This window comes from Denitromonas iodatirespirans (assembly GCF_018524365.1).
Taxonomy (GTDB): Bacteria; Pseudomonadota; Gammaproteobacteria; order Burkholderiales; family Rhodocyclaceae; genus Nitrogeniibacter; species Nitrogeniibacter iodatirespirans.
Map to the genome: position 1 here is coordinate 43,569 of NZ_JAEKFT010000009.1, position 15,792 is coordinate 59,360.

The following is a 15,792-nucleotide window of genomic DNA, read 5'->3' on the forward strand; positions in this document are numbered from 1 at the left end:
GATGACGACTCCCGATCCCAAGGCCTTCTGGAACGACCGCTTCGCGGCGGCCGGCGAAGGCTTTGTGTTCGGGCGGGATCCGAACGACTTCCTGGTGCGAGAGGTCGGGCGCTTGCCGCCGGGTAGCGAGGTGCTGTCGGTGGCCGACGGCGAGGGGCGCAACAGCGTGTTTCTCGCCGAAGCCGGGCATCGGGTCGACGCGCTGGAATTCGCGCCGGCGGCCGTGGCCAAGAGCCGCCAGCTGGCGCGCGAGCGCCAGGTGACGATCAATCTGATCGAGGCCGATGTCTTCGACTGGGCCTGGCCCGAGGCGGCCTACGACGCCGTGGTGGCGATCTTCATCCAGTTCGCCAGACCGGCGCAGCGCCCGGCGCTGTTCGCACGCATGATGTCGGCGCTGCGCCCGGGTGGCCTGCTGTTGCTGCAGGGCTATACGCCGAAGCAGCTCGAGTACGGCACCGGCGGTCCGTCGGCGGTCGAGAACCTGTACACCGAATCCCTGCTGCTCGACGCTTTCGCCGCGCACGAGATCGTGTTGCTGCGCACCCATGAGTCGGTGATCGACGAAGGTGCCGGGCACAAGGGCATGTCGGCGCTGGTGGATGTGGTGGTGCAGCGCGTGGCGGATTGAGCGTTTCGGGCGCCACGGTCAACGACAAAGGGCACCCGCGGGTGCCCTTTGACTTGTGCGCTTGCACTAGAGGTAGATCACCGCGGGGAAGACCGTGATGGCCACCACGTAGAGCAACCACTCAAGGTTGCGCCGCGCCAGGAAACCGCTGAAATGCAGGACCAGGACGGTGATCGCAAAGATGTAGTAGAGCGCAAACAGCATTCGGAATCCTCGGATCGGATGATGTTGCAGGTCAGCCCTCGACGTGACGCAGCGACAAGTCGATGGCACGGACATCCTTGGTCAGACCGCCGATGGAAATGCGATCGACGCCGGTTTCGGCGATGGCACGCACGCGGTCGAGGCTGACCCCGCCCGACGCTTCGAGCTCGGCCTTGCCGTCGGTGATGCGCACCGCCTCGGCCATCTGTTCGAGCGTCATGTTGTCGAGCAGGATCATGCGGGCGCCGGCATCGAGCGCGGCGGCGAGTTGGTCCAGCGTCTCGACCTCGATCTCGATGAACACGTTGGACGGCGCGATGCGCTGCGCCTCGGCCAGCACTTCGGCCACGCCACCGGCGGCGATGATGTGGTTTTCCTTGATCAGGATGCCGTCGTAGAGGCCGATGCGGTGGTTGGTGCCGCCGCCGACGCCCACCGCGTATTTCTGCGCCAGGCGCAGGCCGGGCAGGGTCTTGCGGGTGTCGACGATCTTGGCGCGGGTGCCGGCCACGGTGTCCACGTAGCGGCGGGTGAGGGTGGCGGTGCCCGACAGCAGTTGCAGGAAGTTGAGCGCGGCCCGTTCGGCCGTGAGCAGCGCACGGGCGCCGGCGATCACGTCGCACAGGCTCTGGCCGGCTTCGACCCGGTCGCCGTCCTTGGCGTGCCACAGGATGGTGGCGGTGGGGTCGAGGGTTTCGAAGGCGGCGTTGAACCAGTCGGTGCCGCACAGCACGGCGTCTTCGCGGGTGATGACCCGGCCGCGCGCTTCGGAGGCGTTGGGAATCAGCCGTGCCGTGAGGTCGCCGGTGCCGATGTCCTCGGCCAGGGCGGCAGCCACGCTGCGCTGGATTTCAACCCGGAGTTGCTCGATGGATTCCATGCGGGAGGCGCTCTGTATGATCGGGTGTGCATTCTATCACTGCAAATCGCCAAGGCATGGGCTTGAACGGCTCATGTCGGTGTCGTTTGCATTCGTCGCGCCTGCGAACGGGATGGGACGGATCGGCGTCGATCTAATTGCCGCTGTCGTTCGGCCGGGCCGCGCTTGGCCCAGGCGCGGCCTGACCCAGATAGGCGGCGATCTGCGCCTGTAGCCAATGGCGGAAGGCGCCGAGCAGGGCGGCCTCGGTTTGGCGTTCGGGGATCATGAGGTAATAGGCCTTGCCGCTGTCGTAGGTGGCATCGACCGCCACCATCAGTCGGCCGCTGGCCAGTTCGTCCTGGATCAGGAAGGGGGGGATGAGGGCCAGGCCCATGTCGTGCATGGCCGCCTGGGCCAGCATCGAGAACAGCTCCAGCCGCGGGCCGTGCAGGTCGCGTGCGGCTCGCACACCTTGTGCGTCGAACCACTGCCGCCAGGCGTAGGGGCGGGTGCTCTGTTGCAGCAGCGGCAGTTCGGCCAGGGCGGCGGCGCTGGTCGGCCCGTCGGGCAACAGGCGTGGGCTGCATACCGGCACTGGATTCTCCTGCATCAGGAAGTGCGCGTGTGCGCCGGGCCAGTCGGCATCGCCGAAGTAGATCGCCGCGTCGAATTCGGTCTCGGCAAACAGGAAGGGGCGGGTGCGGGTGGTGAGGTTGACCGCCGCCTCGGGGTGCTGGGCGAGGAAGTCCGGCAGGCGCGGCAGCAGCCAGCGGGTGGCGAAGGTCGGCACCACGGCCAGCTCGATGCTGCGCCCGCCGGCGTGGTGGCTCATGATCGACAGCGTGTCGCGCTCGACCGCGTCGAGCCGGCTGGCGATCTGGCGGCTGTAGCCGAGCCCGGCCTCGGTGAGTTTGACGCCGCGTCGCGCACGCTTGAACAGGGCGACGCCGACGAATTCCTCGAGACTGGCGATCTGCCGGCAAACGGCGCCTTGAGTGAGCGAGAGTTCTTCTGCGGCACGTGTGAAGCTTTCGTGGCGGGCGGCCGATTCGAACGCCACCAGCGCGTTGGTGCTGGGAATCTTGCGTCTCATGGATGATCTCACTTGAAGTTACGGAGTGAGAGTTTTGCACAAAAAGGTGCGAAATTCTCGTTTGCGCCGGGGCGCGCCCACTCCTATGATCGGTGTCAGAGATCGCTGCGCCGCGGGCGCCCGAACCGACCATGATTTGCCGGAGGAGATGAGATGAGCGCCAACCCGAGATTCGACTGGGCCGACCCCTTGCTGCTGGACACGCAGCTGACCGACGAAGAGCGCATGGTGCGCGACACCGCCCGTGCCTATTGCCAGGACAAGCTGCTGCCGCGCGTGCAGGATGCCTTCCGCCACGAGCGCACCGACCGCGAAATCTTCAACGAGATGGGCGCACTGGGCCTGCTCGGCCCGACAATTCCCGAGCAATACGGCGGCGCTGGCCTCAATTACGTGGCCTACGGCCTGATCGCCCGCGAGATCGAGCGTGTCGATTCGGGCTATCGCTCGATGATGAGCGTGCAGTCCTCGCTGGTGATGGTGCCGATCAACGAATTCGGTACCGAGGCGCAGAAGCAGAAGTACCTGCCCAAGCTGGCAACCGGCGAGTGGGTCGGCTGTTTCGGCCTGACCGAGCCCAACCATGGCTCGGACCCCGGCTCGATGGCCACCCGCGCCAAGAAGGTCGACGGCGGCTATTCGCTCTCCGGCAGCAAGATGTGGATCACCAACAGCCCGATCGCCGACGTGTTCGTGGTGTGGGCCAAGACCGAAGACGGCAAGATTCGCGGCTTCATCCTCGAAAAGGGCTGGAAGGGGCTGAGTGCCCCGGCGATCCACGGCAAGGTCGGCCTGCGCGCCTCGATCACCGGCGAGATCGTGATGGACGAAGTGTTCGTGCCCGAAGAGAACATGTTCCCCGACGTCACCGGTCTGCGCGGTCCCTTCACCTGCCTCAACTCGGCGCGCTACGGCATCGCCTGGGGCGCGCTCGGCGCGGCGGAGTTCTGCTACGAAACCGCCCGCCAGTACACCCTGGACCGCAAGCAGTTCGGCCGTCCGCTGGCCGCCAATCAGTTGATCCAGAAGAAGCTGGCCGACATGCTCACCGAAATCACCCTCGGCCTGCAGGGCTGCCTGCGCCTGGGGCGGATGAAGGAGGAGGGCAACGCCGCGGTGGAGATCACCTCGATCATGAAGCGCAATTCCTGCGGCAAGTCGCTGGACATCGCCCGCATGGCGCGCGACATGCTCGGCGGCAACGGCATCTCGGACGAATTCGGCGTGATCCGCCATGTGGTCAACCTCGAAGTGGTCAACACCTACGAGGGCACGCACGATGTGCACGCGCTGATCATCGGCCGCGCCATCACCGACATCCCCGCCTTCGCGAACTGAGGCCGAGCATGGCTGGCGCACTGTCACACCTGCGCGTGCTGGATCTGTCGCGCATTCTTGCGGGGCCGTGGGCCAGCCAGCTGCTGGCCGATCTCGGTGCCGAGGTCATCAAGATCGAGCGCCCTGGCGTCGGCGACGACACCCGCCACTGGGGGCCGCCCTACCTGGCCGACGAAAGCGGCCAGCCGACCAGCGAAGCCGCCTATTACCTGGGCGCCAACCGCAACAAGCGTTCGGTCACCATCGACATCACGTCGCCGGATGGGCAGCGGCTGGTGCGCGACCTGGCGGCCAAGAGCGATGTGCTGATCGAGAACTTCAAGGTCGGCGGCCTCAAACAATACGGGCTCGACTACGCCAGCCTGCGCCAGGTGAATCCGAAACTGGTGTATTGCTCGATCACCGGCTTCGGCCAGACCGGGCCCTACGCGCCGCGCGCCGGCTACGACTTCCTGATCCAGGGCATGGGCGGGCTGATGAGCCTGACCGGCCGGCCGGACGAGGCCGAGGGCGGCGGGCCGATGAAGGTCGGCGTGGCGCTGACCGACATCCTCACCGGCCTGTATGCCTCCAACGCCGTGCTGGCGGCCATTGCGCATCGTGATCGCGACGGATTCCGCGCCGGCGACGGCCAGCACATCGATCTGGCGCTGCTCGACGTGCAGGTCGCCTGCCTGGCCAACCAGGCCATGAACTACCTCACCAGCGGCAAGGCGCCGCAGCGCCTGGGCAACGCGCACCCCAACATCGTGCCCTACCAGGACTTCCCGACCGCCGACGGCTACATGATCCTGGCCATCGGCAACGACGCCCAGTTCGCCCGCTTCTGCGAAAGTGCGGGGCAGCCGGCACTGGCCACCGACCCGCGCTTTGCCACCAATGCGGCGCGGGTGGCGCACCGCAACGAACTGATCCCCAAGCTCAATGCCCTGACGGTGACGCGCAGCACCGCCGAGTGGATCGCCCGGCTCGAATCGCGGGCCGTGCCTTGCGGACCGATCAACACCGTGGCCGACGTGTTCGACGACCCGCAGGTGCAGGCGCGCGGCATGCGTGTCGATCTGCCGCATCCGCTGGCCGGCCAGGTGCCGCAGGTGGGGTGCCCGATCCGCCTGTCGGACACGCCGGTGAGCTACCGCAACGCGCCGCCGCTGCTCGGCTGCGACACCGATCGCGTACTGGCCGAGGTGCTGGGCCTGTCGGCCGACGCGCTGGCCGATCTCAAGGCGCAGAAGATCGTTTGAGTCCCGAGCGGCATCGCGTTTGCCGACATGGCGAACGCGATGCCTGTGCTAAACTGCGGCGCTGATTCCGGCGCCGGCTCGCAGCGGGCTGCGCCCCAACCCGCAAGCGAGAACACGCGATCGTGCGAATCCTGATCAGCAACGACGATGGCTATTTTGCGCCCGGTATCGAGGCCTTGGCCGCCGCCCTCGCGCAGGTCGGCGAGGTGACCGTGGTGGCGCCCGAGCGCGACCGCAGTGGCGCGAGCAACTCGCTCACGCTCGACCGGCCGCTGTCGCTGCGTCGCGGCGCCAACGGCTTCTACCATGTGAATGGCACGCCCACCGACTGCGTGCACCTGGCCGTCACCGGCATGCTCGACACCTTGCCCGACATGGTCGTCTCCGGCATCAACCATGGCGCCAACATGGGTGACGACACCATCTATTCCGGCACCGTCGCCGCGGCCACCGAGGGCTATCTGCTCGGCGTGCCCTCGATGGCCGTCTCGCTGGCCAGCAAGAACCCGCAAGACTTCACCGCCGCGGCGCAGATCGCCGCCGAACTGGCCGACCGCTTTAAGCGCCAGCCGATGCGCCAGCCGGTGCTGCTCAACGTCAATGTGCCCGAGGGCGCGGTAGGTGACATCAAAGGCATGAAGGTGACCCGCCTGGGGCGTCGCCACAAGGCCGAGCCGGTCATCAAGAGCCTCTCGCCGCGCAACGAAACCATCTACTGGATCGGCCCGGCCGGCGAAGCGCAGGATGCCGGCGACGGGACCGATTTCAAAGCGGTGGCCGACGGATTCGTGTCGATCACCCCCTTGCAGATCGACCTGACCCACGCCGCTCAGATGTCCACCGTCGCGACATGGCTGGCATGATCGGCGTGCGCTCTCCGGCCCAGAACCTCGCCCTGGCCGCGCGTGCCCGGGCGCGCATGGTCGATCGTGTGCGCGAGATGGGCATCCGCGACGAGAAGGTGCTCAACGCCTTGTTGCAGGTGCCGCGCCATGTGTTCGTCGAGGAGGCCCTGGCCTCGCGCGCCTACGAAGACACCGCCCTGCCGCTCGGTTTCCAGCAGACCATTTCGCAGCCCTTCATCGTCGCCCGCATGGCCGAGATCCTGCGTGACGGGCGCGAGATGGGCAAGACGCTCGAAATCGGCGCCGGCTGCGGCTACCAGGCCGCCGTGCTGTCGCATTTGTGCACCGATGTGTACGCGGTGGAGCGGATCCGTCCGCTGCTCGATCGTGCGCGCGTCAATCTGCGACACCTGCGCCTGCCCAATGTACGATTGAAATACGCCGACGGCATGCTTGGCCTGCCCGAAGCGGCGCCGTTCGACACCATCATCTCCGCCGCCGCGGCTGCCGATGGCGTGCCCGAAGCGATCAAGGCGCAGCTGGCGCCCGATGGCCGGGCGCTGGTGCCGGTCGGTGGCCGACAACAATATCTGATCCTGGTAGAGCGCCAGGGCCGGCAGTTCCGCGAAACGCGCCTGGATGCCGTCCGCTTTGTGCCTCTGCTGGGTGGTACGGAATGACAATGATGCAATGCCTGACCCGACTTTTCCTGCCGGTGCTGATCCTGAGCCTGGGTGGCTGCGCCACCCACATGTCTGCGCCGGTCAGCGATCGCAACATGGTGCCTGAGGCACCGGCCGACGCCGCAGCCCCCGCGTCCGGCACCGATGCCGCGCCGCAGCAGCCGACCACCTACGTGGTGCAGGCCGGCGATACGCTCAATCGCATCGCGCAAAAATTTGGTTACACATTCAAAGAGCTGGCCGAATGGAACCAGATGGCCGATCCGAACCAGATTTCCGTCGGCCAGACGGTGCGCGTGGCGCCGCCCGACGGCGTGACCGTCACCCCGGTGGTGATCGGCCAATCGCCGATCGGCGCCATGCCCGGCAGCACCTCGGCAACGCCCGCGGCGCCTGCCACGGCCCCCGAAGCGCCTGCCGCCGCCGGCCTCAAGACCGGCCCGCTGGCCATTGTCGAACCCTATTCCGACGCGGCCTGGGCGCGCTTGCGCCAAACGCCGCCGGTTTCGGCGCCGAAACCCGCCGCCACGCCGCCCGCGGCACCGGCCGGCAAGCCGACACCGCCGCCTGCGGCGGCCGGCAGTTCCGAATGGTTGTGGCCGGCCAGCGGCAAGGTGGTCAGCACTTTTGCCAACGGCGAGACCAAGGGCATCGACATCGCCGGCAAGCTCGGCGACCCGGTGCGCGCGTCGTCCGGCGGGCGCGTCGTATACGCCGGGGCTGGCTTGCGCGGCTATGGAAAACTCGTCATCATCAAGCACGATGCTGACTATCTCAGCGCGTATGCACACAACAAGACCCTGCTGGTCAAAGAGGGCGAAACGGTGACTCAGGGGCAGACGATCGCCGAACTGGGCCAGACGGATTCGGATCGACCCAAGTTGCATTTCGAGATCCGCCGTCGCGGCAAACCGGTCGATCCGCTGACCTATCTACCCAAACGCTAGGAGGGCAAGGCATGTACGATCCGGCATTGAACGAAGAAGTTGACGATCAAACGCCGGATCTGCCCCCAGAGGTCGAAGCCTTCGTCGAAACGCCGGCGCCGTCTTTCGAGAGCGAGTTTCTCAGCGACGTCACCCAGCTGTATCTGAACGATATCGGCGCCAATCCGCTGCTCACGGCCGAAGAAGAGGCCGCCCTGGCGCGTCGGGTGCGCAAGGGCGATTTCGAGGCCCGCCAGATCATGATCGAGCGCAACCTGCGCCTGGTCGTCAATATCGCCAAGCACTACCTGAACCGCGGCATCCCGCTGCTCGATCTGGTCGAGGAGGGCAACCTCGGTCTCATGCATGCGCTCGAAAAGTTCGACCCCGAGCGCGGCTTCCGTTTCTCGACCTACGCCACGTGGTGGATCCGCCAGAACATCGAGCGCGCCATCATGAACCAGTCGCGCACCATCCGCCTGCCGGTGCACGTGGTCAAGGAGCTCAACCAGGTGCTGCGCGCCTGCCGCCGTGTCGAGGCGGCCGGCAAGCGCGACACGCTGGTCGAGGAGGTCGCGCGCGAGCTGGGCAAGACCGAAGAGACCGTGCGCGCCATGCTGGCGCTCAACGAGCACACCGCGTCGCTGGATGCGCCGCTGGATGTGGACCCCTCGCTGTCGATCGGCGAGTCGCTGCGCGACGACCAGGTCACCTCGCCGGATGCGCAGATCCACGACCTCGAAGTCGAGACGCTGATCCGCGAATGGATCAACATGCTCAACGAGAAGCAGCGCCTGGTGGTGCGCCACCGCTATGGTCTGGACGGGGTCGAGGTGCAGACCCTCGAAGAGCTGGCCGGCCAGCTCGATCTGACCCGCGAGCGGGTGCGCCAGATCCAGCTCGAAGCGCTCGGCCAGTTGCGCCGCATCGTCAAGCGTCACGGCATGTCGAAGGATTCCCTGCTCTGATCGGTCGCGGCCGCCGGCACACGGTGCTGGCGGCCACCTCCCTCTACGTCGCACTCACGGTCGATCGGGCGGGTCAGGTGTCCAGCTTGTGCTCGAGCACATAGCGGGTGATGTCCGCATTGCTGTTCAGGTTGAGCTTTTCGAGCACCCGCGTGCGATAGGTGCTGATGGTCTTGACGCTGAGATTCAGTTGTTGAGCGATGCGGGTGAGGGCGATTCCCCGGCTCAGAGCCAGCATGACTTCGTTCTCGCGCGGCGACAGGGTTTCGTGCGGCAGCGCCTTCCCCCTCCCCAGATTTCCGCTCAAGAGCTTCTCCGCCAGCGCCGGGCTGAGGTAACGCGCGCCGCTGGCCACGGTGCGCAGCGCCTGCAGGATCTGCGCCGGCGGGCTGTCCTTGTTCAGATAGCCCGAGGCACCGGCATTGAGCGCGTGCACGGCAAATTCGTCTTCGGAAAACATGCTGAATACCAGCACCGGCAGATCGGGCCGCAGGCGTTTTGCGCGCTTGAGGACTTCCAGGCCGTTCAGGTCGGGCAGATTGATGTCGAGCAACAGGATGTCGCACTTCGACGGGCCGATCTGTTGCAGCACATCCTGGCCGTTGCATGCCTCGGCGGTGATCTTCAGGTCGGTGGTGGAGGCGAGAAATTGCCGCAGTCCGCTGCGGACTACCGCATGGTCGTCAGCGATGAGCACGGTGGTCATTTTCTGGACATTCTCCCTGGCGGCCTTGAAGGTGCGCCTGTGCGGCCTAGCTGTCGAGCGGCAGGCACAGGCACAAGCGGGTGCCGCCGGCCCGCCGTGATTTGATCGACAGCTCGCCGTCGACGCTTTGTGCCCGCTCGCGCATGCCGATGATGCCGAAGGCGTCCTGCCGGTACACGGCCTCGTGGCTGATGCCCACGCCATCGTCGGCGATGCACGCCATCAGCCACCCCTTCCGTTTGTGCGCATGCACCCAGGCCCGGTTGGCACCGGCGTGTCTGGCCACGTTGGTGAGCCCTTCCTGGATGATGCGAAAGACGATGATGTTCGCCGCGTTCGACAGGCGCACATAGTCGGGCAATCGCAGCAGGGTCTTGATTCCCGTGGCGTCCGAAAACTGCGGCAGATACCAGCGGATGGTTTCCACCAGGCCGAGGGTGTCGAGCATGGCCGGGCGCAAGCTGCCCGAGATGCGCTTGGTCACCTTCAAGGCGCTATCGACCTGCTTGATCAGGGGGCCAAAGCGCCCCTCGAATGTCTCGATCCCCTCGGCCTCGTCGGCCATGGTGGCCAGGGCCAGCTTGAGCATCGTCAGGCCGGCGCCAAGCTCATCGTGCAGCTCGCGGGCGATCAAGGCGCTCTGGGCTTCGCGGGCCGATTGCAGGTGACGCCCCAGCTGTTTGAGCTGCATCGCGGTGCGCTCGCTTTCCAGTTCGACCAGTTTGCGCTGGGTGATGTCGTCATGGCGGATGACCAGCCGGACCGGCCCCTCGCCGGCAAAGCGCGTGATCGTCATGTTGAACCAGCGCACGTCGCCGTCCTCGGTGCTCTCGTATTCGAGCTGGTAGCTGCGGCGCTTGCCGGACAGCATGTCCTTGACCGCGCGACGCACCGCGGCGGTCATCGGCCCCGAGCCATCGGCCAGTGGATCGCCCGCGGCGGCGCGGCCGGAGTGCGGGTCTCCGGCGCCGACGCAATGCGCCTCGACATACTCGCGCCAGACCCGGTTGGTGGCAATGATGTTGCCATGCTCGTCGAGAACGCAGAGCCGTGACGAGAGCGAGTCGATGATGCCGCGTGCAAAGCGTTCGGCCTCGGCCAGATCGCGAGCGCGGGTTTCGGCCTCGGCCGTGCGCTGGGCCACCTTTTCTTCCAGGCTTTCGTTTTGCCGCGCCTGGGCAAGCTCCATCTTCTTGTGCTCGGTGATGTCGATCAGCGTGCCCACGAAGCGGTAGATGCGGCCCTTGGCGTTGCGCTCGATATGGGCGCGGTCGGCCACATAGATCCAGCGTCCGTCGAGGCTTTGGATCCGGTACTCGATGCTGAATTGCGACTCGCCGTTCCGGATCGCGCGCAGCACCGCGGGCCGTATCCGGCGCAGGTCCTGAGGATGCACGTTGGCCCGCCACCACACGCGCCCCCGATCCAGCTCGCCATCGTGCGCACCGAACACACGCTTCAGCGCGCTGCTCCAGTAGACCCGTCCTGTCTGGCGGTTCCAGTCATACAAACCGCCCGACATCGCCTCGACGGCCAACTTCAAGCGCAGTGCGTTCTCCTTCAGGGCGTCGAGCTGGTGCGCATCGGACAGATCCGTCAGGGTCAAGCGCAGGGTCACCGGCCGGTTGATCGATGTCGTCCGCTGTCCGCTGAGGTGGGCCACAAAACACTCGCCCGTGGGGCGGCACAGGCGCAACTCGCAATCCTGGCGCTGCGACGCTTGTTTCATGCCGAGATGGAAGTTGTTCCAGCGGTTGCGGTCTTCGGCCGCGACAAAGCCGGCCAGGCGGCGGCCCAGCAGGCGCGAACGGGGGGTTGCAAGCAGGGTGCCGGCCGTCTGGTTGATCTCTTCGATGAAGCCGTCGATGTTCAGGGTGAGATAGCCCACCGGCGCACACTCGAAGAGGTCGAGATAGCGGTCCCGCGCTTCGGCCAGGTCCAGTTGAGCGGCGCAAAGCGCTTCGTTCTGCATTTCGAGTTCAACCTGATGCACCTGCAATTCGTGCAGCAGCTCCTCGAGTTCATGGGCCCGCAACGCCTGTCGGTCCAGGTTGGTCGGTGCGGACTCGGGCGTACCGGCCAGCAGCGTCTCGGCGCTCCTGCGCAGCTGGGACGCCAACCACCGACGGGCGTCCGACCCCTTGCTCATCTCGCTCCCCCCGTTTTTTCCGTGACTCCCTGGCGACGGCCTCCCGTTCAGGCGACCGACGTCCGGCATGCGCTTCATTCTCTTATACGCCACATGCCCCCGGAAGCCTGTCAGAAATGACTGACACGCCCTGTCCGGTTTTCTTACCCGAAAAGGGAATTGACCGACAGACCGCCACTTGAATGCCATGAATAATCCACGACACACATTGACACGCAAAGTCGATGAGCGGCGAAACGCGACTTGCCTTGCCGTTCTCGGATGTTGCCAAGTTCAAGGCGATTTTCATGAACGATCCACGACCGCTCCATCCCGCCGACGCACCGCTCCGGGGCATGGTCGAGGGTCGTCGATCGGCGCTGTGCGCAAAGCAGTTTGAGGGTGAGGAGGGACGCTCGATCCGTACCGGGCGGTTTTTCGGCAAGGTGGTACGGAGCTATCAGCCGGGGCACAGCGTCGACGCGGGTCAGGCAAGGGCCTGTTTCAGCGACGCTGTGTTCCGGCTGATCCTGCCGAGACGGTGCCGGACCGTCGTCATCGACTAAGACGGCCGGTGCGCGACGGTGAGCGCGCAACACAATCACAGATCGAAGAGACGGCCACCATCGAGATGGCCGCGGAGGAGACATAAGTGCACAAGCGATTCGGGCAGATCATCAGAGTCATGATGGACGACGGTATTGACGAGATGCACTGGCAACACGCCGGCGCCGAAACAATGGGCGCCGGCTACTACTTTCTCATGGGGAACCCGCGGCCCAAGCAACGCCGTGGGCGCGGCATGAATCTCACCGCATTCGGGCCCTTTCCCAACGCGGATGGCGCCCGCTTCCTCAAGACCAGCGCCTACGCGCTGGGCTTGATGCCGGACGGCGAGGCAGTCACGGCGGATATCCGCCCGGCGGCCCGCCGGGTGCCGCATCCGCGCTGGCACGATCACCGGTCACTGATTCCCGAATTCTTGAACTGTGCCGCCTGAGCGGCGGCGCGGCCTGTGCAAAGGCGGATGGCGTCTGCCAGCGTTGCGGCGACGCCCCGGCAGCGACGGGCCGGCTTTTCTGTACGTGCCGCGTCATTGGCGCGGCGCCATTTTTTGTCTCCCTTGTGAAGAGGAAAACACGGCATGAGCACGATGAACTACATGGAGAAAGTCACCGAGGTGGCCAACGGAAACGGCAAGGTGGTGAAATCCATTTTCGACCTGTCGCTCCAGGCAATGCGCGATCTGGGCACGCTCAATGGTGAATTGATCCATGCATTGGCCGACGAGGCCAAGGCGCCGGCGTCGGCAGATGACCTGGGCGAGCAGATCCGGCTCCAGGCCCGGCAGATCGAGAAGGGGAGCGACTACTTCCGCAACGTCAACGAGGTGCTGATGAAAACGCAGGCGGAAATCGGCAAACTGCAGATTCGCCGCATGAGCGATCTCTTCGAGACGTTTTCGAGCCAGATCGGCCAGCTGGTGCCGCAGGCCGGCAGCGATCCGGCCAAGATCGCCGACACCTTCAAGGACAGCATGGCCCAAACCAGCGAGGCGTACGAGAAGATGTTCAGCCTGTCGCGCGATCTTCTGGACAACAGCGTGAAGGCTTTTCTGAACACGCCGCAAGCTGTCGCGCGGCGCGCCAGCGCACCGGCTGCCGCCAAGAAGATGGCCTGAGACGGGGCTCGCCACCCATCGCGCCGACGCAATGATGGACATGGCTGACCGGCATTCCGGATCGGCGGGGCGTGCCGCACGACCCACCGATCCGCGCCAGCGTCTTGCCTGGAGCCGTTACCGGCGCGTCATGAAGCGGTTGAACAACCTCTCGCTGACGCAGCGCCTAGTGCTCATCGTGATGGTGCCGGTGACCTGTGTGTCGCTGGTCACCAGCGCGCTGTATCTCAACTATGTCCGCGAGCCGCTGGAGCTGGCGACCCGTGCCCGGGCACAGTCCATCGCCAGCTTTCTGGCACCCGCCGCCGAGTTCGGCGTGTTTTCGGGGAATGCGGCCCATCTGGACAAACTTCTGCAAGCGGCCATGGCGCAGGACGGCGTGGTCGCCGTGGCGATCCTGGACGCCCGCGGCGCGCCCATCGCCCAGCGGGGCCAGCCGATGCTGCTGGCGCATGCCGTCTTCGCTTCCGGCGATGGGACGGACACCCGGAGGGTCGGTGCGCAGGCGGACCGGCTGGCCGTCTCGGCCCGGGTGGTGAGCCCCCGGCTTGGCATCGACGCACCGGCGGAGGCCACCGAGCCCATCGGCTGGGCCTATGTGGAGTTCGATGCCAGCGACCTTGAACAACAGCGCGCGACAACGCTGCTGCAGGCCATGTTGCTGGCCGCCATGGCGCTCTTGCTGGCGGGGATTCCGGCCTATCGGCTGGCGCGGCGGGTCGGCCGGCTGGTGGCGCGCCTGGCCGAGGCGGTCCATTGCCTGGCCGCCGGCCAGCTCGATGTGAAGGTGCCCGAGGCGGCCCGGGAGCGAGAGCTGGGGGCCCTCGAACGCGGCTTCAATGCCATGGCGCATTCGATGAGTTCGGCCCAGCAGGAGCTGAACCGGCAGATGGATCGGGCCACCGCACATCTGAACTATCTGGCGCTGCACGATCCGCTCACCGGGCTGCTCAACCGGCGTGCCTTCGATGGCGAAATCACGAAGGCGGTGATGGCGTCGCGGCGCACGGCCGACCACGGCACCCTGTGTTTCGTCGATCTCGACCACTTCAAGGCGATCAACGATGCCTGCGGTCATGCGGCCGGCGACGCCGTGCTGCAGGCGGTGAGCGTGCGGCTCGGCGGCTGCGTGCGTGCCGAGGACATGATCTTCCGGATCGGCGGCGACGAGTTCGCGATCATTCTCAAAGGCTGTTCGCCGGACGACGCCCGGCGCATCGCCGAGGGCTTGTGCAAGGCGATTGCCGCCTATCGCTTCACCGACGGCGGGCGGCATTTCGACCTCGGCGCCAGCATCGGGCTGGCCCGCATCGACAACCCCGATATCTCGGCCGATGCCCTGGTCGCCGCCGCCGATGCGGCCTGCTACCAGGCCAAGCGCGATGGTCGCAATCGCGTGATGGAAGTGTGAGCGGACCGAGCGCGCCGGTTGCGGGGCTTACCGGCCCTGGGCGCCGGCCACGGTCGTCTCCGTCTGCGCGGTGCGCAAGGCTTCGGACAGGGCAAATACCGCCATGGCGTAGAAGCTGCTGCGGTTGTAGCGGGTGATCACATAGAAATTGCGAAAGCCCAGCCAGTATTCGGTGGCGGCACCGGGGGTTTCCAGGTCGACCAGGGTCATCAGCGCATTGTCCGGCACCTCGCCCAGCGGCAATACCTGGTAGAGCGCCAGCGCGTCGGCCGGAACGCTCGGCTCGATACCGCGATCCACCAGGGCTTGTGCGCGTGTCGTGTCCTCGATATGCGCGCGCACCGCCACCGGCGCACCGGCCACCCAGCCGTGTTCGGCCAGGTAGTGGGCCACGCTGCCGATCGCGTCGACCGGGCTGTTTTCGAGATCGATGCGGCCGTCGCCGTCGAAATCGACCGCGTAGTTGCGGATGCTGCTCGGCAGGAACTGCGGGAAACCCAGCGCGCCGGCGTAGGAACCTTCGTAGCTGAGCGGATCGCGGCCGCTGTCGCGCGCCAGCAGGAAGAGGTTCTCCAGCTCGCGCCGGAACAGCTCGGCACGCGGCGGGTAGTCGAAGGCCAGCGTGGCCAGTGCTTCGGCGGCGACGAAGTGGCCGGTGTGGCGGCCGTAGATGGTTTCGACGCCGATGATGGCGACGATGACCGATTCGGGCACGCCGTAGCGGTCGCTGGCGCGGCGCAGAGTGTCGGCATGGGTGTGCCAGAACGCGACGCCGCCCTCGATGCGCACCGGCTCGATGAAGCGGCTGCGGTAGCGCGCCCAGGAGCGTACGCCCGGCCGGCTCGGCGGGCTGATCAGGCGGATCACGCGGTCGTTGCGCTCGATGCGGCCGAGCGTGGCCAGGATGTCGCCGGCGGCCAGGCCGTGCGCCTGGGCCATCTCGTCGGCAAAGCGGATGGCTTCGGGGTGGGCCTCGTAGCCGTTGCCGGCCGGCGATGCGATGGGCAGGCAGGCGAGCGCTGCCAGCAGGAGTGTCCGGAGAAGTTGCGAACAAATCGACTGCGCTTGGCAT

The 15,792-nt window shown here is 66.4% G+C and carries 17 protein-coding genes; 11 read left to right on the forward strand and 6 right to left on the reverse strand.

What is annotated here, in order from left to right; genetic code table 11:
* The first annotated feature begins 1 nt into the window (after position 1).
* Complete coding sequence (locus tag I8J34_RS09880; RefSeq protein ID WP_214361234.1) at positions 2-631, forward strand: SAM-dependent methyltransferase; 630 nt, start codon at positions 2-4, stop codon at positions 629-631.
* A gap of 66 nt (positions 632-697) precedes the next feature.
* On the opposite strand, the gene I8J34_RS09885 is transcribed toward I8J34_RS09880, so the two are convergent.
* The 3 genes from I8J34_RS09885 to I8J34_RS09895 form a co-directional block, all read right to left on the reverse strand.
* Positions 698-835 carry a hypothetical protein gene (locus I8J34_RS09885; protein ID WP_214361235.1) on the reverse strand — a complete coding sequence of 46 codons (138 nt, stop codon included), beginning with the start codon at positions 833-835 and terminating at the stop codon, positions 698-700.
* 31 nt (positions 836-866) lie between these two features.
* Entirely contained in the window at positions 867-1,715 is an 849-nt protein-coding gene (nadC, locus tag I8J34_RS09890; protein ID WP_214361236.1) for a carboxylating nicotinate-nucleotide diphosphorylase, read from the reverse strand.
* A 133-nt stretch (positions 1,716-1,848) separates the two neighbouring features.
* Positions 1,849-2,790, reverse strand: a complete 942-nt coding sequence (locus I8J34_RS09895) for a LysR family transcriptional regulator (protein ID WP_214361237.1) — start codon at positions 2,788-2,790, stop codon at positions 1,849-1,851.
* Between the two features lie 153 nt (positions 2,791-2,943).
* On the opposite strand from I8J34_RS09895, the gene I8J34_RS09900 reads away from it, so the two are divergent.
* The 6 genes from I8J34_RS09900 (at position 2,944) to rpoS (ending at position 8,794) form a co-directional block, all read left to right on the forward strand.
* Positions 2,944-4,128 carry an acyl-CoA dehydrogenase gene (locus I8J34_RS09900; protein ID WP_214361238.1) on the forward strand — a complete coding sequence of 395 codons (1,185 nt, stop codon included), beginning with the start codon at positions 2,944-2,946 and terminating at the stop codon, positions 4,126-4,128.
* 8 nt (positions 4,129-4,136) lie between these two features.
* Positions 4,137-5,372 (forward strand): CaiB/BaiF CoA transferase family protein, encoded by a 1,236-nt coding sequence (locus I8J34_RS09905; protein WP_214361239.1) that lies wholly within the window; start codon positions 4,137-4,139, stop codon positions 5,370-5,372.
* 122 nt (positions 5,373-5,494) lie between these two features.
* The gene (surE, locus tag I8J34_RS09910) at positions 5,495-6,235 is read left to right on the forward strand and encodes a 5'/3'-nucleotidase SurE (RefSeq protein ID WP_214361240.1); all 741 of its coding nucleotides are present in this window, start codon (positions 5,495-5,497) and stop codon (positions 6,233-6,235) included.
* Positions 6,232-6,897, forward strand: coding sequence for a protein-L-isoaspartate(D-aspartate) O-methyltransferase (locus I8J34_RS09915; RefSeq protein ID WP_230411788.1), 666 nt, complete (start codon positions 6,232-6,234; stop codon positions 6,895-6,897). Before surE ends, I8J34_RS09915 begins: the two co-directional genes overlap by 4 nt.
* Complete coding sequence (locus tag I8J34_RS09920) at positions 6,894-7,847, forward strand: peptidoglycan DD-metalloendopeptidase family protein (RefSeq protein WP_230411784.1); 954 nt, start codon at positions 6,894-6,896, stop codon at positions 7,845-7,847. The genes I8J34_RS09915 and I8J34_RS09920 overlap by 4 nt, the downstream gene beginning before the upstream one ends.
* A gap of 11 nt (positions 7,848-7,858) precedes the next feature.
* Positions 7,859-8,794: an RNA polymerase sigma factor RpoS gene (rpoS, locus tag I8J34_RS09925; protein ID WP_214361242.1), complete on the forward strand. Its 936-nt coding sequence runs from the start codon at positions 7,859-7,861 to the stop codon at positions 8,792-8,794.
* Between the two features lie 73 nt (positions 8,795-8,867).
* Here rpoS and I8J34_RS09930 read toward each other — a convergent pair whose 3' ends face one another.
* Together I8J34_RS09930 and I8J34_RS09935 are read right to left on the reverse strand one after the other, a co-directional pair.
* On the reverse strand, positions 8,868-9,500 hold the full coding sequence (locus tag I8J34_RS09930) for a response regulator (protein WP_214361243.1): 633 nt from the start codon (positions 9,498-9,500) through the stop codon (positions 8,868-8,870).
* A gap of 46 nt (positions 9,501-9,546) precedes the next feature.
* Complete coding sequence (locus I8J34_RS09935) at positions 9,547-11,649, reverse strand: PAS domain-containing protein (RefSeq protein WP_214361244.1); 2,103 nt, start codon at positions 11,647-11,649, stop codon at positions 9,547-9,549.
* 224 nt (positions 11,650-11,873) lie between these two features.
* Here I8J34_RS09935 and I8J34_RS09940 point away from each other — a divergent pair, with 224 nt between their 5' ends.
* The 4 genes from I8J34_RS09940 to I8J34_RS09955 all read left to right on the forward strand — a co-directional run bounded on the left by I8J34_RS09940 (position 11,874) and on the right by I8J34_RS09955 (position 14,720).
* Positions 11,874-12,194 (forward strand): Hsp20/alpha crystallin family protein, encoded by a 321-nt coding sequence (locus I8J34_RS09940; protein WP_214361245.1) that lies wholly within the window; start codon positions 11,874-11,876, stop codon positions 12,192-12,194.
* A gap of 86 nt (positions 12,195-12,280) precedes the next feature.
* A complete protein-coding gene (locus I8J34_RS09945) occupies positions 12,281-12,628 on the forward strand; it encodes a hypothetical protein (protein WP_214361246.1) in 348 nt (115 codons plus the stop codon).
* A gap of 144 nt (positions 12,629-12,772) precedes the next feature.
* A complete protein-coding gene (locus I8J34_RS09950) occupies positions 12,773-13,309 on the forward strand; it encodes a phasin family protein (RefSeq protein WP_214361247.1) in 537 nt (178 codons plus the stop codon).
* 130 nt (positions 13,310-13,439) lie between these two features.
* Complete coding sequence (locus tag I8J34_RS09955) at positions 13,440-14,720, forward strand: GGDEF domain-containing protein (protein WP_214361248.1); 1,281 nt, start codon at positions 13,440-13,442, stop codon at positions 14,718-14,720.
* Between the two features lie 27 nt (positions 14,721-14,747).
* On the opposite strand, the gene mltB is transcribed toward I8J34_RS09955, so the two are convergent.
* Complete coding sequence (gene mltB, locus I8J34_RS09960) at positions 14,748-15,749, reverse strand: lytic murein transglycosylase B (RefSeq protein WP_370661885.1); 1,002 nt, start codon at positions 15,747-15,749, stop codon at positions 14,748-14,750.
* Between the last annotated feature and the right edge of the window lie 43 nt (positions 15,750-15,792).

Coding starts and splice junctions, on each gene's coding strand:
- rpoS (WP_214361242.1), top strand. CDS start 7,859: ATGTACGATCCGGCATTGAACGAAGAAGTTGACGATCAAACGCCGGAT.
- I8J34_RS09895 (WP_214361237.1), bottom strand. CDS start 2,790: ATGAGACGCAAGATTCCCAGCACCAACGCGCTGGTGGCGTTCGAATCG.
- I8J34_RS09955 (WP_214361248.1), top strand. CDS start 13,440: ATGAAGCGGTTGAACAACCTCTCGCTGACGCAGCGCCTAGTGCTCATC.
- nadC (WP_214361236.1), bottom strand. CDS start 1,715: ATGGAATCCATCGAGCAACTCCGGGTTGAAATCCAGCGCAGCGTGGCT.
- I8J34_RS09915 (WP_230411788.1), top strand. CDS start 6,232: ATGATCGGCGTGCGCTCTCCGGCCCAGAACCTCGCCCTGGCCGCGCGT.
- I8J34_RS09940 (WP_214361245.1), top strand. CDS start 11,874: ATGAGCGGCGAAACGCGACTTGCCTTGCCGTTCTCGGATGTTGCCAAG.
- I8J34_RS09880 (WP_214361234.1), top strand. CDS start 2: ATGACGACTCCCGATCCCAAGGCCTTCTGGAACGACCGCTTCGCGGCG.
- I8J34_RS09920 (WP_230411784.1), top strand. CDS start 6,894: ATGACAATGATGCAATGCCTGACCCGACTTTTCCTGCCGGTGCTGATC.
- I8J34_RS09885 (WP_214361235.1), bottom strand. CDS start 835: ATGCTGTTTGCGCTCTACTACATCTTTGCGATCACCGTCCTGGTCCTG.
- I8J34_RS09930 (WP_214361243.1), bottom strand. CDS start 9,500: ATGACCACCGTGCTCATCGCTGACGACCATGCGGTAGTCCGCAGCGGA.
- I8J34_RS09900 (WP_214361238.1), top strand. CDS start 2,944: ATGAGCGCCAACCCGAGATTCGACTGGGCCGACCCCTTGCTGCTGGAC.
- I8J34_RS09950 (WP_214361247.1), top strand. CDS start 12,773: ATGAGCACGATGAACTACATGGAGAAAGTCACCGAGGTGGCCAACGGA.
- I8J34_RS09935 (WP_214361244.1), bottom strand. CDS start 11,649: ATGAGCAAGGGGTCGGACGCCCGTCGGTGGTTGGCGTCCCAGCTGCGC.
- I8J34_RS09905 (WP_214361239.1), top strand. CDS start 4,137: ATGGCTGGCGCACTGTCACACCTGCGCGTGCTGGATCTGTCGCGCATT.